The sequence below is a fragment of the Propionicimonas sp. T2.31MG-18 genome (assembly GCF_964266745.1).
GTDB lineage: Bacteria > Actinomycetota > Actinomycetes > Propionibacteriales > Propionibacteriaceae > Propionicimonas.
This window is the reverse complement of record NZ_CAXWGX010000029.1, coordinates 118,038-141,506: the sequence shown is the minus strand read 5'-3', so window position 1 is coordinate 141,506 and position 23,469 is coordinate 118,038. Positions and strand designations below refer to the sequence as shown.

22 protein-coding genes and 1 pseudogene are annotated in these 23,469 nt (G+C 73.0%); 10 read left to right on the top strand and 13 right to left on the bottom strand.

Annotated features, from left to right (window positions below; translation table 11 throughout):
- The first annotated feature begins 84 nt into the window (after positions 1–84).
- The 4 genes from ACFQQJ_RS16565 (at position 85) to ACFQQJ_RS16550 (ending at position 3,272) form a co-directional block, all read left to right on the top strand.
- Positions 85–1,308, top strand: a complete 1,224-nt coding sequence (locus ACFQQJ_RS16565; protein ID WP_377108248.1) for a Tm-1-like ATP-binding domain-containing protein — start codon at positions 85–87, stop codon at positions 1,306–1,308.
- 24 nt (positions 1,309–1,332) lie between these two features.
- Positions 1,333–2,160, top strand: coding sequence for a phosphoenolpyruvate hydrolase family protein (locus ACFQQJ_RS16560; RefSeq protein ID WP_377108246.1), 828 nt, complete (start codon positions 1,333–1,335; stop codon positions 2,158–2,160).
- 84 nt (positions 2,161–2,244) lie between these two features.
- A complete protein-coding gene (locus ACFQQJ_RS16555; protein ID WP_377108244.1) occupies positions 2,245–2,820 on the top strand; it encodes a DUF1097 domain-containing protein in 576 nt (191 codons plus the stop codon).
- A gap of 11 nt (positions 2,821–2,831) precedes the next feature.
- Positions 2,832–3,272: an SRPBCC family protein gene (locus tag ACFQQJ_RS16550; protein WP_377108242.1), complete on the top strand. Its 441-nt coding sequence runs from the start codon at positions 2,832–2,834 to the stop codon at positions 3,270–3,272.
- 37 nt (positions 3,273–3,309) lie between these two features.
- Here ACFQQJ_RS16550 and ACFQQJ_RS16545 read toward each other — a convergent pair whose 3' ends face one another.
- A complete protein-coding gene (locus ACFQQJ_RS16545) occupies positions 3,310–4,005 on the bottom strand; it encodes a TetR/AcrR family transcriptional regulator (RefSeq protein WP_377108240.1) in 696 nt (231 codons plus the stop codon).
- 111 nt (positions 4,006–4,116) lie between these two features.
- Here ACFQQJ_RS16545 and ACFQQJ_RS16540 point away from each other — a divergent pair, with 111 nt between their 5' ends.
- Together ACFQQJ_RS16540 and ACFQQJ_RS16535 are read left to right on the top strand one after the other, a co-directional pair.
- A complete protein-coding gene (locus ACFQQJ_RS16540) occupies positions 4,117–5,157 on the top strand; it encodes an NAD(P)-dependent alcohol dehydrogenase (RefSeq protein ID WP_377108238.1) in 1,041 nt (346 codons plus the stop codon).
- Positions 5,158–5,251: 94 nt separating this feature from the next.
- A pseudogene (locus ACFQQJ_RS16535) lies at positions 5,252–5,593 on the top strand (DUF6326 family protein); the annotation flags it as partial.
- A gap of 14 nt (positions 5,594–5,607) precedes the next feature.
- On the opposite strand, the gene ACFQQJ_RS16530 reads toward ACFQQJ_RS16535, so the two are convergent.
- Genes ACFQQJ_RS16530 through ACFQQJ_RS16520 form a run of 3 tightly spaced genes read right to left on the bottom strand, consistent with a single transcriptional unit; the run spans position 5,608 to position 8,502 of the window.
- Complete coding sequence (locus ACFQQJ_RS16530; protein WP_377108236.1) at positions 5,608–6,543, bottom strand: ketose-bisphosphate aldolase; 936 nt, start codon at positions 6,541–6,543, stop codon at positions 5,608–5,610.
- A 34-nt stretch (positions 6,544–6,577) separates the two neighbouring features.
- Positions 6,578–7,510, bottom strand: a complete 933-nt coding sequence (locus tag ACFQQJ_RS16525; protein WP_377108235.1) for a 1-phosphofructokinase family hexose kinase — start codon at positions 7,508–7,510, stop codon at positions 6,578–6,580.
- Positions 7,507–8,502: an AAC(3) family N-acetyltransferase gene (locus ACFQQJ_RS16520; RefSeq protein WP_377108233.1), complete on the bottom strand. Its 996-nt coding sequence runs from the start codon at positions 8,500–8,502 to the stop codon at positions 7,507–7,509. Before ACFQQJ_RS16520 ends, ACFQQJ_RS16525 begins: the two co-directional genes overlap by 4 nt.
- Before the next feature lie 46 nt (positions 8,503–8,548).
- On the opposite strand from ACFQQJ_RS16520, the gene ACFQQJ_RS16515 reads away from it, so the two are divergent.
- Positions 8,549–9,799 carry an MFS transporter gene (locus ACFQQJ_RS16515; RefSeq protein ID WP_377108231.1) on the top strand — a complete coding sequence of 417 codons (1,251 nt, stop codon included), beginning with the start codon at positions 8,549–8,551 and terminating at the stop codon, positions 9,797–9,799.
- Here ACFQQJ_RS16515 and ACFQQJ_RS16510 read toward each other — a convergent pair.
- The 5 genes from ACFQQJ_RS16510 to ACFQQJ_RS16490 form a co-directional block, all read right to left on the bottom strand.
- Entirely contained in the window at positions 9,771–11,162 is a 1,392-nt protein-coding gene (locus ACFQQJ_RS16510; protein WP_377108229.1) for a hypothetical protein, read from the bottom strand. The two genes, ACFQQJ_RS16515 and ACFQQJ_RS16510, sit on opposite strands and share 29 nt — an antisense overlap.
- A gap of 25 nt (positions 11,163–11,187) precedes the next feature.
- Positions 11,188–12,651 carry an L-fuculokinase gene (locus ACFQQJ_RS16505; protein ID WP_377108227.1) on the bottom strand — a complete coding sequence of 488 codons (1,464 nt, stop codon included), beginning with the start codon at positions 12,649–12,651 and terminating at the stop codon, positions 11,188–11,190.
- 8 nt (positions 12,652–12,659) lie between these two features.
- Complete coding sequence (locus ACFQQJ_RS16500; RefSeq protein WP_377108226.1) at positions 12,660–13,454, bottom strand: SDR family NAD(P)-dependent oxidoreductase; 795 nt, start codon at positions 13,452–13,454, stop codon at positions 12,660–12,662.
- A 25-nt stretch (positions 13,455–13,479) separates the two neighbouring features.
- The gene (locus ACFQQJ_RS16495) at positions 13,480–14,205 is read right to left on the bottom strand and encodes an SDR family oxidoreductase (RefSeq protein WP_377108224.1); all 726 of its coding nucleotides are present in this window, start codon (positions 14,203–14,205) and stop codon (positions 13,480–13,482) included.
- A gap of 61 nt (positions 14,206–14,266) precedes the next feature.
- Positions 14,267–15,247: a Gfo/Idh/MocA family protein gene (locus ACFQQJ_RS16490; protein ID WP_377108222.1), complete on the bottom strand. Its 981-nt coding sequence runs from the start codon at positions 15,245–15,247 to the stop codon at positions 14,267–14,269.
- A gap of 177 nt (positions 15,248–15,424) precedes the next feature.
- Between ACFQQJ_RS16490 and ACFQQJ_RS16485 the strand changes: the two genes are divergently transcribed.
- Genes ACFQQJ_RS16485 through ACFQQJ_RS16475 form a run of 3 tightly spaced genes read left to right on the top strand, consistent with a single transcriptional unit; the run spans position 15,425 to position 19,292 of the window.
- The gene (locus ACFQQJ_RS16485) at positions 15,425–16,981 is read left to right on the top strand and encodes an aminotransferase class III-fold pyridoxal phosphate-dependent enzyme (protein WP_377108220.1); all 1,557 of its coding nucleotides are present in this window, start codon (positions 15,425–15,427) and stop codon (positions 16,979–16,981) included.
- Positions 16,978–18,759, top strand: coding sequence for a sialidase family protein (locus tag ACFQQJ_RS16480; protein ID WP_377108219.1), 1,782 nt, complete (start codon positions 16,978–16,980; stop codon positions 18,757–18,759). Before ACFQQJ_RS16485 ends, ACFQQJ_RS16480 begins: the two co-directional genes overlap by 4 nt.
- Before the next feature lie 44 nt (positions 18,760–18,803).
- Positions 18,804–19,292 carry a hypothetical protein gene (locus ACFQQJ_RS16475; protein WP_377108217.1) on the top strand — a complete coding sequence of 163 codons (489 nt, stop codon included), beginning with the start codon at positions 18,804–18,806 and terminating at the stop codon, positions 19,290–19,292.
- On the opposite strand, the gene ACFQQJ_RS16470 is transcribed toward ACFQQJ_RS16475, so the two are convergent.
- The 4 genes from ACFQQJ_RS16470 to ACFQQJ_RS16455 are packed head-to-tail and all read right to left on the bottom strand — an operon-like array spanning position 19,289 to position 23,466.
- A complete protein-coding gene (locus ACFQQJ_RS16470) occupies positions 19,289–20,500 on the bottom strand; it encodes an MFS transporter (RefSeq protein WP_377108215.1) in 1,212 nt (403 codons plus the stop codon). The two genes, ACFQQJ_RS16475 and ACFQQJ_RS16470, sit on opposite strands and share 4 nt — an antisense overlap.
- On the bottom strand, positions 20,494–21,624 hold the full coding sequence (nagA, locus tag ACFQQJ_RS16465) for an N-acetylglucosamine-6-phosphate deacetylase (RefSeq protein WP_377108213.1): 1,131 nt from the start codon (positions 21,622–21,624) through the stop codon (positions 20,494–20,496). Before nagA ends, ACFQQJ_RS16470 begins: the two co-directional genes overlap by 7 nt.
- Positions 21,617–22,555 carry an ROK family protein gene (locus ACFQQJ_RS16460; RefSeq protein WP_377108212.1) on the bottom strand — a complete coding sequence of 313 codons (939 nt, stop codon included), beginning with the start codon at positions 22,553–22,555 and terminating at the stop codon, positions 21,617–21,619. The genes nagA and ACFQQJ_RS16460 overlap by 8 nt, the downstream gene beginning before the upstream one ends.
- Entirely contained in the window at positions 22,552–23,466 is a 915-nt protein-coding gene (locus ACFQQJ_RS16455; RefSeq protein ID WP_377108210.1) for an SIS domain-containing protein, read from the bottom strand. The genes ACFQQJ_RS16460 and ACFQQJ_RS16455 overlap by 4 nt, the downstream gene beginning before the upstream one ends.
- Positions 23,467–23,469 lie beyond the last annotated feature (3 nt).

Genomic DNA, 23,469 nt, shown 5'->3' with positions numbered 1-23,469 from the left:
CGGACCAATTGGTGCGAATTGGATCGGCACGAGCCTCCGCAGCGCTTCTACGGTGTTGCCCATAGCGACACGAAGGAGTGTTACATGGCCACTGTTGCCCTGCTGGGCACCCTCGACACCAAGGGCGAGGAGTACGCCTGGCTGCTGGATCTCTTGCATGGGCTCGGGGTGGCGACTCTCGCCATCGACACGGGCTCCTTCTCCACCAGCGAGCGTGCCGACATCAGCTCCGACCAGGTGATCGCCGCGGCCGGGGTGGACGCCGCCGCGGTGCGGGCGCGCCGGGATCGCGGCGAGATGATGGCGGTGATGGGCACCGGCGCCGCTGCGGTCGTCCGCGATCTGGCCGAGGCCGGACGCATTCACGCGTTGCTCGCCATCGGCGGTTCGGGTGGGTCGTCGGTCGCCGCTCCGGCGATGCAGGCGTTGCCGGTGGGCTTCCCGAAGCTGCTGGTCTCGACAATGGCCTCCGGCGATGTGAAGCCGTACGTGGGCGAGGTGGACACCACGCTGATGTACTCCGTTGTCGATGTCGCCGGGATCAACTCGATCTCTGCGATGGTGCTCGGCAATGCCTGCGCCGCGATCGCCGGAATGGCCGTCGCCTACGAGAAGCGGCTCGCCTCGCCGGCCGGCGAGCACAAGCCGCTGATCGGGGTGACCATGTTCGGCGTCACCACCCCGGCGGCCAACGAGGCGCGCGAGACGCTGACCGGCCTGGGTTATGAGGTGCTGGTGTTCCATGCCACCGGAACCGGCGGACGGGCGATGGAGAAGCTGGTCGAGTCGGGCCTGCTGGCCGGAGTCTGCGACCTCACCACGACCGAACTGGCCGATGACCTGGTCGGCGGCGTGCTGTCCGCGGGGCCGGACCGGCTGGAGATCGCCGGCGCGACGGGGCTGCCCCAGGTGGTGGGCCTCGGCGCTCTCGACATGGTCAACTTCGGGCCGATGGACACCGTCCCGGCGCAGTTCGCCGGACGCAACCTGTACGTCCACAACCCGACCGTGACCCTGATGCGTACCACTGGGGAGGAGATGGCCGAACTGGGTCGCCGGATCGCGGCCAAGCTCGCCGCCGCCACCGGACCCACCGAGCTGTTCATCCCTCTGCGCGGGGTCAGCGCCATCGACGTGGACGGGGCCCCGTTCCGCGACGCCGAGGCCGACGAGCAGCTCTTCGCAGCGCTGCGCACAGGGCTGGCCGGCTCGACGGTCGTCGTCCACGAGGTCGACCAGGCAATCAACGACCCCGGCTTCGGCAGGGCCATGGCCGAGGCCCTGCATCACCGCATCACCAGCAAGTAACCGATTCACAAGGAGAAACGCGACATGTCACGCCAAGAGATCCTCGCCCGCTTCCGGGCTCAGGTGGCTGCCGGCCAGCCGATCATCGGAGGTGGTGCCGGCACCGGCATCACCGCCAAGTCCGCGGAGGCCGGCGGCATCGACCTGCTGGTCATCTACAACTCCGGCCGTTTCCGGATGGCCGGCCGTGGCTCACTGTCCGGCCTGCTCGCCTACGGCGACGCCAACGCGATCGTGATGGAGATGGCCAACGAGGTCCTGCCCGTCGTGAAGCGCACCCCGGTGCTGGCCGGAGTGAACGGCACCGACCCGTTCCGGGTCATGCCCTACTTCCTGAAGCAGGTCAAGGAGATCGGCTTCGCCGGCGTCCAGAACTTCCCGACCGTCGGCCTGATCGACGGGGTTTTCCGGGCCAACCTGGAGGAGACCGGCATGGGCTACGGGCCGGAGATCGACATGATCCGGCTCGCCCACGAGCTCGACCTGCTCACCTCGCCCTACGTGTTCGACACCGACCAGGCCAAGGCCATGGCCGCGGCCGGCGCCGACATCCTGGTTCCGCACATGGGCCTGACCACGTCCGGCACGATCGGCGCGCAGACCGCGCTCACCCTGGAGCAGGCGGCGGCGAAGGTGCAGGAACTCGCCGACGCCGCCAAGTCGGTGAACCCCGACATCCTCTGCCTGTGCCACGGCGGGCCGATCGCCAACCCCGAGGACGCCCAGTACGTGCTCGACCACACCGAGGGCATCGTCGGCTTCTACGGGGCCTCCTCCATCGAGCGGTTCCCGACCGAGGTCGGCATCCGCAAGCAGACCGAGGACTTCAAGGCCATCACCTTCAAGCGCTGAACCGCAGGCAGTGCGGCGGACCGCGTCGAGTCGCATGCGCCACGGTCCGCCGCCGAGCCTTCACACACGAAAGGAACGACCCTCATGTCTGACACTCAGGAAGCACAGTACAAGGAGACCATCCCGCTCTGGCTGGCGGTCGCGATCACCGTCGTCGTCTCGGTGCCGTTCTCGCTGTGGCTGGGCGGCTGGAACTTCGCCGTCTGGTGCTCCTTCATCGTCTGGGCGGAGTACTTCGCCCTGGGCGCGAAGCCGGCCGCGCTGAGGACCATCGTCCCGGCCTTCGCCTACAGCGCCGTCCTCACCGGCCTCACCCTGGCCGTCATCCCGCTGCTCGCCTTCCTTCCTTCGCTGGTGACCCCCGGCGACCTCGCCGTGATGGTGGCCCTCTTCGTCGGCGTCGCCGTCATGGTCTACTCGATGCGCTGGGCCAAGGTCTTCCAGGACGGAAGCCTGCCGTTCTTCAACGGCATCTCGATGGTGCTGGCGATCTACTTCACCGGCAGCTACCCGCAGGTCGTCAGCGGTCCGCTCACGCCGCTGTGGGCCGCCGTGTGGGCGATCCTGATGGCCGTCTTCGGCGGTCTCCTCGGCGTCTTCAACGTCTGGCTCACCTTCCCCAAGAAGGTGGAGAGCCCCCAACCCGTGACCCAGGCCTAGGAGGTCCGGCCATGGCACGTTCGTACTACAGCACCACGATCGACGTTCCGCTCGAGGCGGTCTGGGCGGTCGCCCGGGACTTCAACGGCCTGGCCACCTGGTGGTCGGGCAGCGTCTCGGCGAGCCGGATCGAGGACGGGAGGACCGGCGACAGCGTGGGGGCGATCCGCCGGTTCACCTTCGGAACCGACGAGATCCGTGAGCACCAGCTGGAACTGTCCGACATCAGCCACCGCTGCGTTTACGAGTTCTGCGAGCCGGCGCCCTTCCCGGTGACCGACTACGTGGCCACCCTGCAATTGACCCCGATCACGGACGGCGACCGCTGTTTCGTGGAGTGGTGGGCCGACTTCGAGAGCGAGGCCGACAAGCTGGACTACTGGCGCGGCTTCTTCGCCAGCGAGGTGTTCGCCCCCGCCGTCGCGAGTCTGCGCGCCTACCTCACGGCCTGACCGGCGGTGTCGGTGAGGTCGTGAGGGGTGGCCCCGGTCAGCGGCCGGCGGGGGCCTCGTCGGGACGGGTCCTCAGGGGGTCGAGGGCGGCGAGGATGAGTTCGAGGCCGAAGCCGAACTCATCCGCCGGGTCGTAGCCGGCGGCGACGAGCGCCGCGGCGGACTCGTTGAGATAGGGGAACTGGTCGGCTGGAAGCTGGGGCAGGTAGACGTCCTCGACCATGTCCGCGAGCTGGTCGGCGGAGTCGAACGGCAGGCTGGCCTCCTGCAGGGCGAAACCGTAGACGTAGCTGTCCAGCAGCCAGTTCGCGTGGGTAGCCATCAGGACAGGGAAGCCGGCCCTCCGCAGGCACGCGGTGACCGCCTCGCGGTGATGGAGGTGGGCGGGGCCCGGCGACGTCCGCGCGTCCATCAGGCCGATCGCCCACTGGTGGCGGGCGAGGACCTGCCGGGCGGACTCCGACCGTCGCCGCATCGCCGCCTGCCAGTCGACGCCTTCCGGGGGGAGGTCGATCTCCTCGAACACGAGATCGATCATGGCGTCCAGGAGCTCGTCCTTGCTCTTCACGTAGTGGTAGAGCGACATCGCGCCAGCGCCCAGCGCACCGGCCAGCCGGCGCATGCTCAGTCCGTCGACCCCCTCGTTGTCGGCGAGCCGGATGGCCTCGAGCACCACCCGCCGCTTGCTCAGCCCCGCGCCCGGCGCGACGTCGTGTTGTCCCTCGGCAGACACGGTCCTCCTCGCATGTACGGCTTGACGATCGTACAGCGTACGTGCATAGTACAGCGTACGACGTACAGTGTACGAGTCGCGGGAGTCGCGGCCCGGACGTGAGGAGGCCCGATGGGAATCGAACAGCAGCAGCACCACGGAGCGCGCCTGGGGCGCGGGCCCGGTCCGGCCGGCGCTGCGACGATGCGGGCCGTCGTCCAGCACCGCTACGGTCCGGTCTCCGTGCTCGGGCTGGCCGAGGTCGGCGTCCCGTCGCCCGGCCGCGGCGAGGTGCTCGTCCAGGTGGGTGCGGCGTCGGTACATCCGGGCGACTACTTCGTCATGACCGGTGAGCCGTACGTGGTGCGCCTGGTGTTCGGGCTCCGCCGACCGCGTCACGGCATCCCCGGCAGGGACCTCGCCGGCGTGGTGGCAGCGGTCGGGGAGGGCGTCACGGCCCTGCGTCCCGGCGACCGGGTGTTCGGCTGGAGCGCCGCTGGAGCGCTCTCCGAGTACGCCTGCGTCCCGGCGGACAACCTCGTTCCCGTGCCCGAAGACCTCTCTGACGTGGACGCGGCAGCGGTACCGACGTCGGCCATGACGGCGCTGCAGGCACTGCGCGACATCGCGCGGCTCCGACCGGGCCAGCGGGTGCTGGTCACGGGCGCGTCGGGCGGCGTCGGCTCCTTCGCCGTCCAGCTCGCCAAGGTGTTCGGTGCCGAGGTGACGGGGGTGTGCAGCACCCGCAACCTCGACCTGGTCCGGTCACTCGGCGCCGATCACGTCATCGACTACACCAGGACCGACGTCACCAGCGGCCACGAGCGCTACGACGTGATCCTCGACAACGTGGAGGCCAGCCCCCTCGCGGACGTCCGCCGGGTGCTGACGCCCGCCGGCACCCTCATCCCCAACAGCGGACGCGGCGGCCGCTGGCTCGGCCCCATCCCCCGGATACTTAAGGCCCGGCTGCTGTCCGGCTTCACCCCGCAGCACCTGAAGCCCTTCACGTCCATCGGCAGGCGCGCGGACCTGCTCACCCTTGCCGACCTGCTCGCGACGAAGCAGGTCCAGCCGCTCGTCGACCGCACCTACGTCCTCGGCGAGGCAGCCGACGCCCTCGACCACGTCGCCGACGGCCACACCCGGGGGAAGGTGGTGATCACCCTCTGAGGACCGGATCGACAAGAACGACCCCACCCTGACCTGTCCCGCCCGGCCCACTTCCGATGTGGTGGACGGGCCGCTCCTGAAGGAGGAATCACCGATGACCATCCGAACCACACCCGCGACCCTGCCCGACACCCCGGCGATCCCCGTGCAGGCCAGGCTCGCCGCCGCCTGGACCAGCTTCATGTTCCTGTACGTCTACGTCGACATCCTCAACTTCTACAAGCCCGGCGTGGTCGACGGCATCCTCGATGGTCTCGTCTGGAGGTTCGACATCAGCTCGACGCTGTTGACCATCTTCCTCGTGTCCGTGTCGATCCCGGCTCTGATGGTGGTGCTCTCGGTGACCCTGCCCGCCCGGTGGAACCGCGTCACGAACCTCGTCGTCGCCTCGCTGCTGATCCCCTACTCGGTGTTCAACGCAGCAGGTGCGACGTGGGAGTGGGCCGGCTTCTACGGCATCTCCATCGGGATCGAGGTGCTGCTCCTGGCCCTCATCCTGCGCTCCGCCTGGGCCTGGCCGCGAGCGGCTGCCACGGGCGTGACCGCCCCGGCCGACTCGCCGGCGAACAGCCGCAGCAGCCGGTAGGCCTCGTCCGCCACGGCGTCCCGGGCCGGCCCCATCCACCGGCGGGGGTCGACCAGGGCCGGGTCGTCGGCCAGGGTCCTGCGGATGGTCCGGGTGAGCACGCCGTTCAGGTGGGTGGCCACGTTGACCTTGCTGATCCCGGCCGCGATCGCGGCCCGCAGGCCGTCGTCCGGCACCCCCGACGATCCGTGCAGCACGAGCGGGACGGGGACCCGCGCGCCGATCGCCCCGATCAGGTCCACGTCGAGCCGGGCGTCCCGGGTGCGCATCGCGTGGGACGAGCCGACGGCGACGGCGAGCAGGTCGACGCCCGTGGCGTCGACGAACGCGGCCGCGTCCTCCGGCGAGGTCCGGGCCGAGGGGTCGTGCACCCCGTTCTTCCCGCCGACCTCCCCGAGTTCCGCCTCGACGTCGACGTCCGCGGCGTGGCAGAACCGGACGACCTCCCCGGTCCGGGCGCGGTTCTCCTCGTCCGGGAGGCGGGAGGCGTCGTACATCACCGAGTCGACGCCGAGCCGGACGGCCTCCCGCACGAGCCCGACATCCTCGGCGTGGTCGAGGTGGACGACGACCGGCACGCTCGCACCGGCGGCCATCGCCCGGCAGGCGAGCAGGATCGGCTCGAGCGCGCCGTGGTAGGCCACGGCGTTCTGCGAGACCTGGAGGACGACGGGCAGCCCGGCGCGCTCGGCCGCCCGGACCAGGGCCGTGGCGTGCTCCAGGTGGATGACGTTGAAGGCGCCGAGGCCGGTCCCCGCGGTACGGGCGGCCGCGGCGAGGGCGCGCAGCGAGGCCTTCACCGGGCGCGCCCTGGCTCGGCGGGACGACGGGTCATCAGGACTCCTCCACGGTGGTGACGGGAACCTCGAACGACGCGGCGAGCTGCGGATCGAACACGCCCGTGCGCGGGTGCGCGGCGGCCGCCGCTGCCGCCGCGACGGCTGGCCGGAGGGCCGCGACGACGTCCAGGCCCTCGGCCAGACCGGCCGCGAGGACGCCGACCAGGACGTCACCGCAGCCCACGGCGTTGCTCACCGCGACGACCGGGGCGTGGGCCAGCACCGTCCGCCCGGCGGTGACAGCGAGGGCGCCCTCGCTCCCGAGCGAGACGACGACGCTCTCCGGCCCTGCGTCGCGGAGTGCCCGAGCGGCCGCGATGACGTCGTCACGACTGTCGAGCCGTCGCCCGCGCCACGCGGCGAGCTCGTCCCGGTTGGGCTTCACCACGCTGGGACGCGCACCGAGCGCGCGGGCGAACGGCGCACCGCCGGCGTCGAGGACGACCGGGAGCCCGGCCGAGCGGGCGGACGAGACCAGGTCGGCGTAGAGGTCGTCCGGGCATCCGGCGGGAGTGCTGCCGGAGATGGTCACGGCGTCGACCTGACCGAGCAGCTCGGCGAACCGGCTCCGCAGCCGGTCCACGTCCGCGGCGTCGACCGGGGCGCCCGGCTCGAGCAGTTCGGTGGAGACGCCGGCCGCGTCGATGATGTTGAGGCAGGTCCGGCTCTCGCCGGCGACCGGCACGAACGCGTCCCGCACGCCCAGGTCGCGCAGCCGGGACGCGATGAACTGGCCGGCGAAGCCGCCGCAGAAGCCGCTCGCGACGACGGCGGCGCCGTGCAGACGGGCTGCCCGGGCCGCGTTGATCCCCTTGCCACCGGCGTCCGCGTGCACCTGCGCGATCCGCTGGACGGCCCCGACCCTCACCCGCGGCAGGTGGTACCGCTTGTCGATCGCTGCGTTGGCCGTGACGCACAGCAGCGTCATGCGGTCCTGCCTGCGCCGTGCATGAGCGCGGGGTCGAGGCACGACCAGAAGGTCTCGACCAGCCGTCCGGCGCCGTCGGTGAGGTCCCCGGTGGAGACCGCGACCCCGTCGGGGAGGCGTGTCGGCCCCACCGCGGGGTCGAGGTAGAAGATGTCCTGCTCGAGCCCGTAGGTGTCGAGGAGCAGGTGGATCAGGTCACGCAGGGCGAAGGCCCGCACGACCGCGTTGCCGATGGCCCCGACCCGGACCTTCCCCGCGCGCTCGAGCCGCGCGCCCGCGCGGTCGAAGTCGTGCTCGTGCTCGTACTCCCGCCCGTCGTCGGTCGGCCGCGGCTGGTAGTCGAGCATCGTCGCCGGCCCGATCCGGCCGTCCGGCGTGCGCAGCCGGACGTGGCGCTCCACCACGTGCCGGTCGGGGATCTGGACCAGGAACTCCCCGAAGTGGAAGCTCGTGCACGACACGTACGTCAGGCCGAGCAGGACGATCTTCGCGTCGAGGGCGAGGAGGCGGCCGAAGGTGCTGCGCAGGTCGAACACCGAGAGCGCGGGATCGGTGTCCGTGATCGTGGACGCGTGCGCCCCGACCGCCGACACGCTGTGTCGGTAGGCCGTGCTGCGCAGGGCGCCCGGCAGCGTGCGCAGGTGCTCGCTGATCGCGCCCATCTCGGACGGGTCCTCGCCGGGGTCGATCACGGGATCGGGCTCAGCCTCGTGGCGGAAGGTGAAGGCGGGCGCGACGACCGTGCCGCCCGGCCCCACTGCGTCGACCAGGGCGCGCGCGATGGTGAGGGCTCCGCCCTCGACCTGGCCGAAGGGTCGCAGCGCTGAGTGCACGAACAGGAGGTCTCCGGCGTCGATCCCGACCGCACGCAGCCCGGCCAGGGCGTCGTCGGCCGTCACCGGGAGGCGGGCACCGTTCTGGTCGGAGCGCACGGGCATCGGGAACTCCCTCATGATGAGCTTGAGTGATTGATACGCGAGCAGTGTACTCACCTCGATGATTGCAAATGGCCCGCTATGATCACTATTCGTCACTGTAGTGCGGGACATCCGCGGACGGCGAGGAGAGGCGGCGCTGGTGAGGACGGTCGGGGCACTGCTTGCGCGACCCCGGTTCCGGTACCTGATGATCGCCCAGTTGCTGGCCCGCGCCCCGATCGGGCTCTGGCCGATCGGCATGCTCCTGCTGGTGGAGGAGCGCACGGGGTCCTATGCCGCCGCGGGGCTCGTCGCGGCGATGATGACGGCGGGCCGCGCCGTCGGTACACCGGTCGTCAGCAGGGCGGTCGACCGGTGGGGGCTCCGCCGGGTCATCGGCGCCACCGCTGCCGGTTCGAGCCTCGCGGGCATCGCCCTCGCCGTGCTGCCCGCCGGCGCGTCACCGGCGACCGGAACCCTCGTGCTGACCAACGCGCTCGCCCTGGTGAGCGGCCTGCTGAACCCGCCGGTCCAGCCCGCAGTGAGGGCGTTGCTGCCTGCGATGGTGTCGCCCGAGCAGCGGGCGGGCGCGTTCGCCGTTGACGCCTCCGCGCAGGAGATCATCTTCGTGTTCGGGCCGCTCCTCGCGTTCGGCATCTCCAACGCCGCCGGTCCGGCCTGGGCGATCGTGACCGGTGCCGCCCTCCAGCTCGTGGGAGCGGTGGGCGTCCTCGTGGCGAGCGGCGGCGCGGTGGTGCCCCGTGCAGAGCCGGAACCGTCCCGTGGCCGCAGGTCGGTGCTCCGTGAGCCGGCGATCCTGGCGGGCGCCGCCGTGAGCCTCCTCCTGGTCGCGGCGAACTCGGCTGTCGAGGCCGCCGTGGCAGCGGAGTTCGGCGGGCACGGCCTCACCGGCGGGGTGCTCCTGGCCGCCTACTCCCTGGCGAGCCTCGCGGGCGGGCTCCTGTTCGCGCGGTGGACCTCCGACCGGTGGGCGCAGGCGCGCTGGCTGGCCCTGGTGGCGCTGGGGCTCGCGCTCGCGTCGGCGTGGCTGGATCCGGCCTGGCTCTGCGCGTCCCTGGTCGTCGCGGGCCTGGGGGTGGCCCCCGTCTTCGCCTCCGTGGCCGGACGGGTGTCCGCAGCGAGCCCGGCCGCCCGCGCGACAGAGGCGTTCGGGTGGGTCGACAGCGGAGCCATCATCGGGGCGTCGGTCGGGTTCGCGGCTGCCGGGGCCGTCATCGGCACGGGCGGCGTGGCGCAGGCCCTCGTCCTCAGCGCTGCCCTGGCCGTCGCGGCGGCCCTCCTCGCTGCGGCGACGCGGGGCCGGGTCGACGGCCCGGTGACACCTAGAGGTGGAGCTGTTCGATCCGGTTGAGGCGGCACCACGTCGCGATCCGTGCGTCGTGCTCGCCCAGCACGACGGCCTGGTGGTGGGCCCCGCCGGCGCGGAGCCACCCCGCGGCCAGGTCGGCTGCTCCCGCGTCCGGACGGAAGAAGAACGAGGGCATGTCGCAGTTCGGCAGGGGGACGGGGGCGAGCACCTCACCCGAGGCCGACACGAGCCGGAAGCGGTCCTCGCCGAGGTGCACCAGCGAGGCGATCGTCGCCCGTCCCGACCGTGGGGTGAACAGGGGCGTCGGCGGGTTGCCGAGACCGCCCTCGGTGAGCACGCGGTCGATGATCCTCGGCCGGTCGCCGGCCGTCGCCCAGTTCCCCTCTCCTGCGTGGCAGAACAGGATCGCGTCCCGCTCCAGGTCGAACATGTACATCTCGGTGAAGTTGGCCTCGCCCACCAGGCGTCCCATGATCGTGACGAGCGCCGCGGCCATCACGTCCCCCTCGGCCGCGTACCCGTACCCGTCCGCCAGCAGGTGGGACGCGGCCAGCAGCGGCAGCTGCCGGAACCGCCCGTCTGCGCCGAAGTCCTCGTAGTGGGCGGTGAAGCCGGCGTACCCGTGGTCGTCCAGGTAGGCGCGCAGGCCCAGGTACAGCCGCACGGCGTACGCGTGGTCCTCCGCCGGCAGCCGCGGGTCGATGTCGAACAGCTCCCGGTCCCGCGCCACCCGCTCGCGGACCGCCTCCTCCGAGACCGCCTCACACCGGTGGAACACTTCTCCGACGGCGTCATGGCTCACCTGGGGCCCGATGTTCCGGAACAGGGCCATCTCGTCGACGATGATGTCGCCCATGCCGGTGAGCGCGCCGATCGCCCCGAGCCGCAGGTGCCGCGCCGCCCGCGTGGTGGCCGCGGCCGCGCCGAAGTCCTGGAGGAACCGTCGCAGGCGCCCGTCGGTGCGGCTGCCCGCGTACACCTCCAGCGGGATCCCGGCGCGCAGCAGGGAGTTCGCGACGTCCTGGGAGCCGTGGATCCCCTGGTTCACGGTGAGTGCGCGCTCGTCGATGTCCGGACGCGTGCGCTCCTCCGGCTGGATCAGGACGAGCGCGACGGGGAGCCGGTTCTCGAGCATCGCGCGCACCACGTGCTGGCCGGGGGCGTAGGACAGCATCACGATGACCACCGCGTCGAGGCCGTCGGCGTTGAACCGGTGGACGACGGCCTCGACCTCCTCGCGGGTGGTCGCCGCGCCGGGGAAGTGGAACTCCGCGATGTCGGACAGGTCGGCCAGGACGTCGCGCAGGTAGGACTCCTGCTGCTCCTGGATGCCCGGGAAGAGGGGGCGGTAGGCGTCCAGCAGCAGGCCGAGCACGCCGATGCGCGGGGTGGTTGTTCCCGTCATTGGTTCCTCCTGGTCGAGAGCGGGGTCATGCCCAGAACGGCTCGAGGGCCGTCCGGGCCGCCCGGTAGCGGGCGAGGGGAGCGAGGTAGCGGCCGTCCCCGGACGGCAGGATCGGGGTGATCTCGGGCAGCCCGCGCGGGTCCTCCCCGTACCCGAGCAGCCCGGCGCCCCAGCAGGCGAGGAGCGCCGCCCCTGCGGAGGCCGCCTCGGCGAACGGCAGCGGCGTCACCGGCAGGCCGCAGGCGTCCGCGGCGATCGACTGCCACAGCCGGCTGGCCGACCCGCCCCCGCTCGAGCGGAGCCCCGTCACCGGGACGCCCTGCGCGGCGAGACTGTCCAGCAGGTCCGCCAGCGCGAATGCCGTCGCCTCGAGCAGGCTCCGCGCGAGGTGCCCCCTGCCCGAGTGGAGGCCGAGGCCGAGGAACGCGCCGCGACCGCCCCCGTCCGCACCGCCCTCGAAGGACGGCAGGGCGACCACCCCGTCGCTGCCCGGCGGCACCGCGCCCGCCAGGGCGTCCAGCCGGGCGTAACCGAGGGCGCTGCGGCCGTCCGCCGACAACAGGTCCCGCAGCCAGCGCAGGAGCGCCCCGGAGGTGGGCTCGAAGAGGACGGCGAGGCTCGGGCCGGCGACGGCGGGACGGTAGACGGTCACCCGCCGTGCGGGATCGCGGAAGCCGGGCTCGACCGGTGCCGTCACGACGAGCGCGGTCCCGAAGGACACCCCGGCGATCCCCGGCTCCGACAGGCCGGCGCCCAGGGCGCCGGCGGCCTGGTCCATCGCGCCGGCGACGACCAGGACGGAGGTGTCGAGGCCGAGGGCCTCCGCTGCGGCCGGCAGCAGCCGGCCGAGCGGCTCGCCGCTGTCCACCAGCTCGGGGAGGTTCGCCGTCGTCAGCCCCGCGGCGTCCAGGGCCTGCGTCCAGTACCCGCCGGTGGCGATCTCCAGCCAGCCCGTCGAGGTGTGCAGCGAACGGTTGCCGACGAGGCGGCCCGTCAGCCAGTGGACCAGGAAGTCCTCGAGGAGGAGCAGGAGCGGCCCGCCGGGGACGTCGGGGTGGGACGCCCGCAGGTGCATCGCCTTCGCCAGCGGGACGGTGGCGTCGAGGCCGGGCAGCCCGGTCCTGAGGTGGAACTCCTCCCCGGGAAGCTGCGTGCGGAGCAGGTCCGCCTCCCGCCCGGCCCGGGAGTCGAGCCAGACGATCGCGGGTCCGAGGGGCTCGCCGCGACGGTCGACCGGCACCAGCGTCTCGCCCTGGGTGGTGAGGCACACCGCCGCGACCCGGCCGGCGTCGATCCCGTCCAGCACGCTGTGGGCGCCGGCGACGAGACCGTCGACGTACAGCCGGGGGTCGGCCTCGATCCGGTGGCCGTCGGTGGCCAGCGCGTACTCCCGCCGGTGGACGGCGAGCGGGACGACCGCCGCGTCCCAGACGACGGTCTTGATGGCGGTGGTGCCGACGTCGAAGGTCAGGACCAGGTCTCGTCCCATGCGCAGGGCTACTTCGTGCCCGGGCCGGTGCCGGCGTCCTCCGCGGCGGCGCGCGCGTACGCGCGGGAGGGGATCTGCGTGGCCAGCTTGCCGCCGCTCACGTCGATCAGGCTGCCGGTGATGTAGCCCGCGTGCTCGCTGGCGAGGAAGCACACCAGGTCGGCCACGTCGTCCGCCGAGCCCCAGCGACGCAGGGTGAGGGTGTCCAGCAAGCGGTCCTGCTCGGGCTGGGGCAGCTCGGTGAAGCCGTTGATCGCCGTCGGCACCATGCCCGGTGCGTAGGCGTTGACGGTGATGTCCCAGGGCCCGAGCTCTCCGGCGAGGACGCGGCTCAGCTGCACCACCGCCGACTTCGACGCGGCGTAGAGCCCGTTGCCCTGGGCGGGGACGATGGCGGCGAAGGACGCGGCGTTGATGATCCGGCCCCAGCGGTTCCTGCGCATCCCCGGGATGACCGCCTGGCAGACGGCCAGCAGCCCGGTGACGTTGACGGCGAAGCAGGTCGCGGCGAGGGCGAGGTCCACCTCGGAGAGCTCACCGACGGCGTTGATGCCCGCGTTGTTGACCAGGATGTCGACCTGCGGGTGGTCGGAGAGGACGCGCGAGACGGCGGCGGCCACCTCCTCCGGCCGGGTGATGTCCGCGGTGAGGAAGCGCTCCGGTGCCGCGGCTCCTGACGGCAGGGCCCGGTCGAGGCGGTAGACGGTCGCGCCGCACTCCTCCAGGGCCTGGGCGATGGTGGCGCCGATCCCGCGCGCCGCGCCGGTGACGAGGGCCACGCGGCCGTCCAGCCGGATGTCCATGCCAGCTCCGTTCGTCCGGGCCCGCTCAGCGGGACTGCGAGGTCGGGGACACCACGAGCTCGTCGATCACGACGTGCGGCGGGCTGTCGAGGACGAAGGTGACGCAGCGCGCGATGTCCTCTGCGGTCAGCATGCGGGACCGCGCCTGCGCGCCCGGCACCTCCGGGCGCATCAGCAGGAAGTCGGTGTCGACGTCACCGGGGCACAGGTGCGTGGTGCGGATGCCCCGTCCGGCCTCCTGCCCGTTGAGCGTGGTGGCCACCGCGGAGAGGGCGACCTTGCTGGCCGAGTAGGCGACGCCGGGGGACGAGGAGAGCCGCCAGCCCGCGTAGGAGGAGATGATCACGATGACGCCGTCCCCGGCGTTCCGCATGCCCGGCAGTACCGCGGAGATCACCCGGACGACGCCGCCGAGGTTGGTCGACACGATCGCCTCGAACTCGGCCAGGTCCTGGTCGGCCCAGGAACGCCGCGGGCTGTTCAGGCCGGCGGCGAGGACGAGCCGGTCGACCGGGCCCCATTCGCCCGCGATGCGGTCGTGCGCGGTGGCGACCGCATCGGCGTCCGTCACGTCGAGCGGGAGGAGCAGCGGCGTGCCCCCGGCCGCCCGGACGAGGCGGCCCGTCTCCTCGAGGTGCTCGGCCCGCCGTCCGCTCACGACGACCCTGCGCCCCGGCGCTGCCGCGACCGCGGCCGCCCTGCCCATGCCGCTGCCCGCACCGGTCACCCATGTCACTGTCGCCCTGCTCACGAGCACCACGATAGCGCAGAAAGTGATCGAAATAGATCGAAGGGCAGTGGTAAGAATCAGTTCAGGTCATCCGGGGCGTCGCCGCCGCCCGGATCCGGTCGAGGACGCGGGCCGCCGCCATCGTCCGGTCCTGGTCGGCCGTGACGTCCACCGTCCCCGCGACGGCCGCCACGAAGTGGGAGAGGGCGTCGCCGATGTTCGCGAGCTTGTCCGCTCCGCCCTTCACCACGGCGTGCGACGCACGGGCGCCGTCCCCGGTGAGGAGCTCCAGGCTCCTCGGGTCGTCCAGGTGGTCGATGGTGAGGGTCCCGTCCTCGCCCTCGATGCTGCTCGGCGACTCGGTGCGGGTGATCTTGGAGTAGCTCAGGTCGGCCACGAAGCCGTCGTACCCCAGCAGGGCCGCGCCCGCGCCGTCGGCGCCGCCGGTGACGGGAACGGCGAGGGCGTGCACCGTCCGTGGCTCGCCGAACAGCGCGACCAGCGGCTGGACACAGTAGACCCCCAGGTCGAGCAGCGCCCCCCCGCCCATCGCCGGATCGAAGACGTTCACCTTCTCCCCGGCGAGGACGCGGTCGTACCTCGCCGAGCGCTGGTGGAAGCGGAAGCTGACCCGCCGGATGCGTCCCAGCCGGGGGAGCAGGTCCCGCACCGTCCGGAAGCCGGGATCGTAGAGGCTGCGGATCGCCTCGAGGAGGACGACGCCTCGGCCCCGCGCCTCGCGGACGAGGTCGGCGGTGTCGGCGGAGAGTGTCGTTGCCGGCTTCTCGACCAGCACGTGCTTCCCCCCGGCCAGCGCGAGCAGGGCCTGCTCGTGGTGGAGGGTGTTCGGGCTGGCGATGTAGAAGGCGTCGATGCCGTCGTCGGCGACCGCCGCCTCCAGGCTCGTGCCCCAGCGCCGCGCGCCGACGGCGGCGGCGTAGTCACGCGCGCGACCGGCGTCGCGGGACAGGACGCATTCCAGCTCGATCCCCGGGCAGGCGTGGACGGCCTCGGCGAACCGGCCGGTGATCATGCTGGTCCCGATCGTGGCCACACGGATCACCGGGTTCCTCCTCCGACTCTGTCCCTGCCGTCGGTGCGGACGGGGATGGGGTCCAACTGACGCGTTCTGATGTATCATCACACAAACGATCAGAATCCGTCACTCTGGGTGGCCGCGACGTCGCTGCGGTGGTCGCGGCCACGGAGTACCCCGGCGGGGTGCTCGGAAAGGCAACTCGTGCTCACTGGTGTCACCCGTTCCCTGCGCGACCTGCTCGGGGACGACTACCTGGACGCGGTCGTCCGGACCCGTCACGCGTTGACCGGCGCGCCGCTGGCGGAGCTGGAGGCACTGGCGTCCGAACCCGTCGAGTTCTTCCCCGAGGCGTTCGCCGAGCGGTGCCGGCACCTGGTCGCCCGCGTCGGCACCGTGCTCGTCGAGGGGCTCCCCGACCCCGTGGCCGGTGCGCCCAGTGGCGCCTTCGGCAGGGCGCAGAACCACGCCGCGGCTCCGCTGGGCGGCCTGGGCCCGTGCCGGGTCGGGCAGGACGGACGGGTGTACCTCGCGGCGAAGAGCGAGCACTACCAGGCCTCCCTCGGGCACGCCTTCCCCGGCTTCCGCCTGATCGCGCTGGCCCGGGAGCTGGGGATCCTGAACGCGACCCACAACAACACCCGCGGCCAGGTGACCCGCATCGCCGAGCGTGCCCTGGTGGCGGCAGCGGCCGGCCTCGACCCCGCCGACCGCGGGCCGGCGGTGGACGAGCTGGTCGCGGCGACCGGGCGCCACGTCCTGAACCGCGTGGTCAACCTGGAGACGGGCTCGCTCGCCGCGGAGGCGGCCCTGAAGATGATGCTCACCCGCTTCTACGCCGCCGACGGCGGCGCAGCGGTGCACGATGGCGTGACCCCGGTGCTCCTGGTGCTCGCGGACGGCGGAGGTGGGCCCACCGCCAACTACCACGGCACCACGGTGACGGCCCAGCTTCTGAGGGGGATGTGGCCGGGCCTGCGCTCCCGGCTCGAGGAGGCCGGCGTGCTCCGGGTCGTGGCGGTCCCCCCCAACGACATCGCCGCCTTCGAGGACGCGCTGGCGCGCCACAGCACCGGCGGGTTCCGGGTGGCCGGCTTCTGCCACGAGCTCATCCTGATGAACTACGGCGGCCTCCGGCTCGACGAGGCGTACCTCCGGGCGGCGTACGACGCGTGCGACCGCGTGGGCGTCCCGGTGTTCTGCGACGAGATCCAGAGCGGTGCCTGGTACCCCGAGCTCTTCCTCTTCCGCCGGTACGGCATCCGTCCGGACATGGTCGCGGTCGGGAAGGGGTTCCCGGGCGGGGAGTACCCGGCGAGCCGGATCCTGCTGTCGGCGGAGTTCGACGGGCTGTCGCAGTTCGGCGCGCTGGTCACCAACGGCCAGGAGGAGCTGGCCAGCCTCGCCTACCTCGTCACCATGACCTACGTGCACGCCAACGGCGCGCACATCGACGACGTCGGCGCCTACCTGCACGCCGGGCTGGGGCAGCTCGTGGGCCGGTATCCCGGGACCCTCTCGGGCGTCGCCGGCGACGGGCTGATGGCCGGGGTGCAGTTCGTCGACGGCGCGGCGGCCGCACGGTTCTGCCGCGCGCTCGACCGCGACCACGGCATCGACACGAGCGTCCAGGCCTACAAGCCGGCGACGCCACCGGTCGCCCTGCTCAAGCTCCCGGTGGTCGTGGAGCGGGACGCCGTCGACGTGCTGCTCGACCGGATGGGCCAGGTGCTGGACGCGATCGCCGGGGACGCGCGATGACGCCGGGCGGTCCCCGCGTGGCCGGCCACCGGCGCGCGGACGTGTACGTCCCTGCGGAACGCCCCGGCTTCGCCGCCTGGGTGACCGGCTTCGACTACGGGGACGGGCGGATCGGGGTCTCGTTCAAGGAGACCACGCGCGAGGCGAACTCCTCGCTCGTCGCGCCGACCCTGGAGATGGGGGAGGCCGTGGGTGCCCCGGTCTCCTACGCCTCGATCGAGTGCGGGGGCAGCGAGCAGCAGTCGTACCGGGTGTACCTGGCTTCGGCGGACAACGGCGAGTCGTGGGTCGAGACCGGCCGCTGCCAGCTGGAGAGCGGGTCCTTCTGCAACATCGGTTTCCCCGACGGCCGCATCATCGGGCTGGACGTCCCGCGGATCAACGAGGACCGGACCGGCTGGTGCGACTTCATCGAGGTGCGCGAGAGCAGGGACGGCGGCAGCACCTGGACCACGATCGACCGGCTGCTCGAGGGCCAGGCGCCCTACCTGTGGCGGGTCCGGCGGCTCGCCGACGGCACGATCATCGTGCTCGCCAGCCTGTACGGCACCGCCTGGGGCCCGGGGCGGCCGCGGGCCACACGCAACACGATGCTCCCCGGCGAGACCTACGTGAGCAAGATCCAGGCCTTCTTCCTCGCCTCGACCGACGGCGTCCACTACACCGGCCCGCACTACGTGCTGCCGGGGATCGGTGCGCACGAGTTCGACGTGGTGGAACTCGACGACGGCGCCCTGCTCTTCATCGCCGGCGACGTCCAGGCCACGCCCGTGGGACGCCAGGTCGTCCGGCGGGACGGGGCCCGCTTCTACAACGAGGCGCTCCTGCCCATCCACCGGGGAGCACCCGCCGACCCCGCGGCCGATCCCCAGGGCGGGTTCGTCCCGGAGTCGGTCGTCCACACCGGCGGGGGGATCCTCGTCGGCTCCCGCAGGAACAAGCCCTACTCGGTCTCCAGCGACCTCGGGGCCAACTGGACACCCGTCGAGGGCCTGCCTCCCAGCCTCTACCAGCCGTACCTGATGCGGCTCCCGGACGGGCGACTGGCCAACTTCGGGCACGTGGGGTCGGACTCGGCCTTCGGCGAGGAGGACATGCGCATCGGCGTGGACGTCTTCGGGGTGCCGGAGGGCGTCCCTGCGCCGTTGCTCCTCGAGCTCGAGCGGGCGATGGACGCGGAGAGGACCCGCTACCTGAACCGGTACCGTGCCCGCCTGCACAGCGCGGGCGCGCCGCGCCCCGGGGAGCGGGTGGACTTCCGCTTCGTCAGGGTGTGGAACCCGGACGGGTCGGCCAGCACGACGCTGCTGGACGATGCCGACATCGTGCTGAGCGCCGAGACCGACGCCATGGGGACCGCCGAGGTGGCGGCCGAGATGTTCGACGGGGTCCCCGACATCCACTGCTACTACCACGTCGACGCCGTCCATCGTCCGGCCGACGGCGTGGAGGTGCGCAGCGCCAGCCGGACCGAGCCGGCCCTCACGCCCCGTCGTCGCGACGCGCATCCCCATCCCGCGTACTTCGCGCACGGCGTGCTGTGGCTCTCCCCTGCGTTCGTCGCGGGACACGCGGGACTGCTCGAGCGGCTGCGATCGGCGACCTCGTCGGACGCCGCCCTGCCCGCCGGGCTCCTGGAGCCCGCGGAGGCCGAGGAACTGCTCGGGTTGGGGGTCCTGGTCGACGAGGGCGGGCGCCTCGCCTGGCTGCGCAGCGTCCACGCCCCGCGCCCGCTCGACGGCGTGCAGGTCCAGGGCTCCGGCGACTGGTACGTGTAGTGGCGACCGGGGCCGGGGAACCCGGCGCCGCTAGGGTTGCCGGGGTGGAACAACGCCCGCCCGTGACGGTGCCGCGCACGGGGAGGATCGTCTTCCACGGGCAGTGGTGGGTCGCCCTGGCCACGCCGTTCCTGCTCCTGGTCTCGCGCCCGTCCCTCGGCGCCCCGGCGGGCTGGTTGAGCACGACAGGCGTCCTGCTCCTCGCGCCACCCCTCTTCCTCCTCCTCGCTGCGCCGGTGATGGTCGTCGCGCTGGACACCGTCGCACGGTCCACGCGGTCGGTCCGGCCGTCCTATGCGCGGGCGAGCCTGGTGCTGTGGGCCGCCCTCGCCGTCCTCGTCGTCGCCGTGGCGGATCCCGCCGTGGCGGATTCCAGCCTCGCCTCGTCCTGGACGCAGGGGGCGATCCCGCCCGCGGTGACCACGCCGATCGCCTGGGTCGCGGCGCTCGTGGCGATCGCGGCCTGGGCGAGCGCCCTCGCCTTCGCCGTGGCCGGCTACCTCGAGACGAGGCGAGTCGCCGACGTCGACTAGGTGGCGCTCCGCCCGGCGTCCCGCCGTCCCGACGTCGTGGGGGACGGGGTGAGTGGGGCGACCGCCGGAGCGAGCACGATCGCCGTGACCACCAGCAGCAGGACCACCACGAGGGCCTCGCGGAGCCCGACGTACTCTCCGAGCAGCCCGAGGAGCGGGGGGCCGCTGAGGAAGCCGATGTAGCCGGTCGTCGCCACCGCACCGACGCGGCCGGGCGAGGAACCCGGGTCGCCCTCGGCCGCCGCGGAGATGCTCACCGGGAAGCCCAGCGCTGCGCCCAGGCCCCACAGGACCACGGCGGTGAAGGCGAGGGCTGCGGAGGGTGCGAGCATGACCCCGAGCAGCCCGAGCGCGGCGAAGCAGCCACTCGCCGCCACCACGGCCACCCGGGGGAACCGCCGCAGCAGGGACGGGCCGCTGAAGCGGCCGGCCGCCATCGAGGCGGCGAAGGCGGTGTAGACCACGGCGCTCGTGGACTGCGGCATGCCGTGCCCGTCCACCATCACCAGGGGCAGCCAGTCGTTGGCCGTGCCCTCGGCGAGCGCCAGGACGAGCACGATGAGCGCGATGCGCACGACGCGCGGCTCCCGCCAGGCGCCGGTGCCGCCCGACCGGATGCGGCCGGCCACGGTGCGGTCGATCGCATGGCCCGCGGGGATGCCACGGATCGCCACGACGGCGACGGCCAGGGCAACGGTGGCCGCCGCGGCCAGCTGGAGCTCGGGAGGAAAGCGGATCCCGGCGAGCCGGATGCCCAGGACCGCTCCGATCACCGTGCCCACGCTGAAGGCGCCGTGGAGGAACGGCAGGATCGGCCTCCCGAGCTGCCGCTCGACCTCCGTGCCGTCGATGTTGAAGCTGATCTCGGCACACCCCAGGCCCAGCCCGAAGGCGGTGAGGCCCGCGCCCACGACCACGGAACTGGCCAGCGCCACCCCGCCCGCGACGGCGAAGGTCCCGCCGATCCAGAACCCGAGGGTGAGGACGATCACGGCGCGCGTCCCCCAGCGCCGCACCAGCGGCGTCCCCGCCAGCACCCCGGCCATCGAGCCGGCGGCGAGCCCGAAGAACACCAGTCCCATCTCCGCCGTGCTCGCCCCGAGGACGTCCCGGACGGCGGGCGTCCTGGTCACCCAGGAGGCGAGGGCCAGGCCGGGCAGGAGGTAGAGGGCGAACAGGCTGCGGAACCGGCGCCGGGCCGTCAGCACTCCCGGATCCCGCGCGACCACACCGCGGCGACCTCGAGGGCGTCGTCGAGCTGTACCACGTCCGCCCGGGACCCGATCTCGAGGGTGCCGATGCCTTCGGCGCCGATCGCGCGGGCCGGCGTCCCCGTGGCGGCGAGCACCGCCTGGGCCAGCGGCACACCGGCGGCGTGCGTGACCCGGACGGCCCGGTCGAGGGTGAGCGTGGAGCCGGCGAGCGAGCTGCCGTCGGCCAGCATCGCGATGCCGTCGCGGACCACCACCGTGTGCGAGCCCAGCCGGTACTCGCCGTCGCCGGACCCGGCTGCGGCCATCGCGTCGGTGACCAGCGCGACCCGGCCCGGGGCGAGCGTGAAGAGCAGGGCGACCACGGACGGGTCGACGTGGGCGCCGTCGGCGATCACCTCGAGGGTGGCCCCCGACTCCAGCGCCGCCATGATCGGGCCGGGCTCGCGGTGGTGGAGTCCCGGCATCCCGTTGAAGGCGTGGGTGAGCAGGTTCGCTCCCCGCCGGTAGGCGGCCAGCGCCTGCGCGCGCGTCGCGGAGGTGTGCCCCACGGCGATCCGGACGCCGGCGTCGAGGAGGGCCTCGATGACCTCGGCGCTGGCGTGCTCCGGAGCGAGGGTGATCTGGCGGAGGCAGCCGTCCGCGGTGTCCAGCATCTCCCGGACGAGGGCGGGAGTGGGCACCAGCAGCAGCGACGGGTCGTGCGCACCCCGGTGCCCGTCGTCGAGGAAGGGGCCCTCCAGGTGGGCGCCGAGGACCCGCGCGTCCTCGCGGGCCACGTCGCGGATGTCGGCCAGCCTCGCCATCAGCCGGTCGAAGGGGGCGGTGGCCAGCGACACCACCATGGCGGTGGTCCCGCGTCGCCGGTGGAAGGCGACGAGCCCGCGGATCGCGTCGGGCCCGTCCTCGCTCGAGAAGCCGCCGCCGCCGTGGGAGTGGATGTCGACGAAGCCGGGTGCCACCCATGCGCCGCCGGCGTCGTGGACGGTCGCGGCGGGCGACCAGGTGCCGCCGCTGCCGCGCCGTGTGACGAGCCCGTCCTCGATGCGGAGCCACCCGTCGGTGGTGACGCGTCCGCCGTCGACGATCCGGGCGTTGTGGATGACGAGTGACTCAGTCATGGTTCGTCCTTGCGGTGAGCAGGTCCCTTGCGGCGAACGCTGCGCCCCACGTGCCGGCGTCCTGGCCGAGCTGGGCGCGGGCGAGCACGGGCACGTGGCCGGTCCCCCGGGCCTCCCGCAGCCGCTGCCCCAGGGGCCCGAGCAGGTCGTCGCCCGCCTCGGAGAGCCCCCCTCCGACGACGATCGCCTCGGGCGCAACGAGCGAGCTCAGCACGGACAGTCCGGTGACCAGGGCGGAGAGGGCCTCCTGCCAGGTGGCGACTGCCGCCGCGTCGCCCTGCTTCACGCGGACGAGCACCTCCGCGGCCCCGTCAGCGGTGCCGCCTCGTTCCCGGTACCGTCGCACGATCGCTCCCGCAGAGGCGATGGCCTCCAGGCACCCGCGGTTGCCGCAGCGGCAGGTCGGCCCGTCGGGGTCGACCACGGTGTGGCCCAGTTCCCCTGCGGCGCCTCGTCCGGAGTAGGGGCGCCCGTTCAGCCTCAGGGACGCGGCGATCCCCGTCCCGATGGTCACGACCGCCACGTCGGTGAAGCCGCGCGCGGCGCCGATGCGGTACTCCGCCTCTCCGGCGGCCCGCACGTCGTGGGCGATCGCCGTCGGCAGGCCGGTGGCCTCGAAGAGGAGGCGCCGGAAGGGCACGTCCCGCCAGCCGAGGTTCGTCGACCGGATGCCCACCCCGGCGGCCTCGTCGACCAGGCCGGGCACCGTGACGCCCAGGGCGTCGACCCCGTGGCCGGCGGCGAGGGCGGCGATGGCCTCCACCACCGCCTCCCCGGGACGGGTGTCGGACAGGGGCGTCGGCGTCCGGGTGATGCTCCCCAGGCGGCCGTCCCGGCCGAGCTCGGCGACCTTGAGGTCGGTGCCGCCGACGTCGACGGCGAGGACGGAAGAGCCGGGCCCGGCACTGCGGGGGGAGCGGGCAGGGGTCATGGAGCCAGAATGACGGATCGCGTCAGGTGGCGGGGGTTGTCCGCGTCGAGGCCGCGGGCGGTGGCGCGGGCGAGGGCCACGCGGTGCGCGCGCACCAGCTCGGCCAGCGGGTCGAGCCGGCTCGGGACGAAGCTGGCGCCGGTCTCCACGACGTCCTCCTCCAGGCCCTCGGGCGCGGCGCCGAAGACCCAGACCGCGCGGCCGGTCGTCGAGATGCTCATCGGCCCGTGGCGGTACTCCATCGCGGGGTAGGACTCGGTCCAGGACTGGGAGGCCTCACGCATCTTCAGCGCCGCCTCGTGGGCGAGCCCGATCGTCCAGCCGGTGCCGAGGCAGGCGAGCTGCTCCGCAGTGACGAGTTCCTCGGGGACGGGCTGGCTGAGGGCGGCCCGTCCGTCGGCGATCAGCGGGGCCAGGTCCTCGCCGTAGGCGGCCCGCGCGAGCGCGACCGTCGTGCTCGCGAAGCGTGTCTGCACCACCGAGTACTCGTCGGCGAACGGCATCGCGATCACCTCGTCGGCGAGCGCGGCGACCGGGGAGTCGGCGTCGGCCACGATGGCGACCTTGCGGATGCCGTCGGGGGCGGTCTCGAGCAGGGTGACGATCTCGGTGGTGGTGCCGGAGCGCGAGATGACGACGACGGCGTCGTACCCCCGACCCGACAGGCGCGCCTCGGAGGCGGCGAAGGCGTCGGAGACCCCGAACCCGGCCTCCTCGCGGAGGGCCGCGACGGCCTGCGCCACGAACCACGACGTGCCGCACCCCACGATCGCGATGCGCTCACCCTGCCGGCGGAGGGCGGACTGCCACTCGGTGGCCGTGGCCACCCTCTCCCAGCATTCCGGCTGGTTGGAGAGTTCCTCGCTCATGTGGCGCCCGAGCATGGCGGCGGGGTGGGAGGGTGCGGACATCAT

What these genes read in the sequence shown, in the direction of transcription:
- ACFQQJ_RS16565 (WP_377108248.1), top strand. Translation starts at nt 85, where the DNA reads ATGGCCACTGTTGCCCTGCTGGGCACCCTCGACACCAAGGGCGAGGAG.
- ACFQQJ_RS16560 (WP_377108246.1), top strand. Translation starts at nt 1,333, where the DNA reads ATGTCACGCCAAGAGATCCTCGCCCGCTTCCGGGCTCAGGTGGCTGCC.
- ACFQQJ_RS16555 (WP_377108244.1), top strand. Translation starts at nt 2,245, where the DNA reads ATGTCTGACACTCAGGAAGCACAGTACAAGGAGACCATCCCGCTCTGG.
- ACFQQJ_RS16550 (WP_377108242.1), top strand. Translation starts at nt 2,832, where the DNA reads ATGGCACGTTCGTACTACAGCACCACGATCGACGTTCCGCTCGAGGCG.
- ACFQQJ_RS16540 (WP_377108238.1), top strand. Translation starts at nt 4,117, where the DNA reads ATGGGAATCGAACAGCAGCAGCACCACGGAGCGCGCCTGGGGCGCGGG.
- ACFQQJ_RS16525 (WP_377108235.1), bottom strand. Translation starts at nt 7,510, where the DNA reads ATGACGCTGCTGTGCGTCACGGCCAACGCAGCGATCGACAAGCGGTAC.
- ACFQQJ_RS16510 (WP_377108229.1), bottom strand. Translation starts at nt 11,162, where the DNA reads ATGACGGGAACAACCACCCCGCGCATCGGCGTGCTCGGCCTGCTGCTG.
- ACFQQJ_RS16505 (WP_377108227.1), bottom strand. Translation starts at nt 12,651, where the DNA reads ATGGGACGAGACCTGGTCCTGACCTTCGACGTCGGCACCACCGCCATC.
- ACFQQJ_RS16500 (WP_377108226.1), bottom strand. Translation starts at nt 13,454, where the DNA reads ATGGACATCCGGCTGGACGGCCGCGTGGCCCTCGTCACCGGCGCGGCG.
- ACFQQJ_RS16480 (WP_377108219.1), top strand. Translation starts at nt 16,978, where the DNA reads ATGACGCCGGGCGGTCCCCGCGTGGCCGGCCACCGGCGCGCGGACGTG.
- nagA (WP_377108213.1), bottom strand. Translation starts at nt 21,624, where the DNA reads ATGACTGAGTCACTCGTCATCCACAACGCCCGGATCGTCGACGGCGGA.
- ACFQQJ_RS16460 (WP_377108212.1), bottom strand. Translation starts at nt 22,555, where the DNA reads ATGACCCCTGCCCGCTCCCCCCGCAGTGCCGGGCCCGGCTCTTCCGTC.
- ACFQQJ_RS16455 (WP_377108210.1), bottom strand. Translation starts at nt 23,466, where the DNA reads ATGTCCGCACCCTCCCACCCCGCCGCCATGCTCGGGCGCCACATGAGC.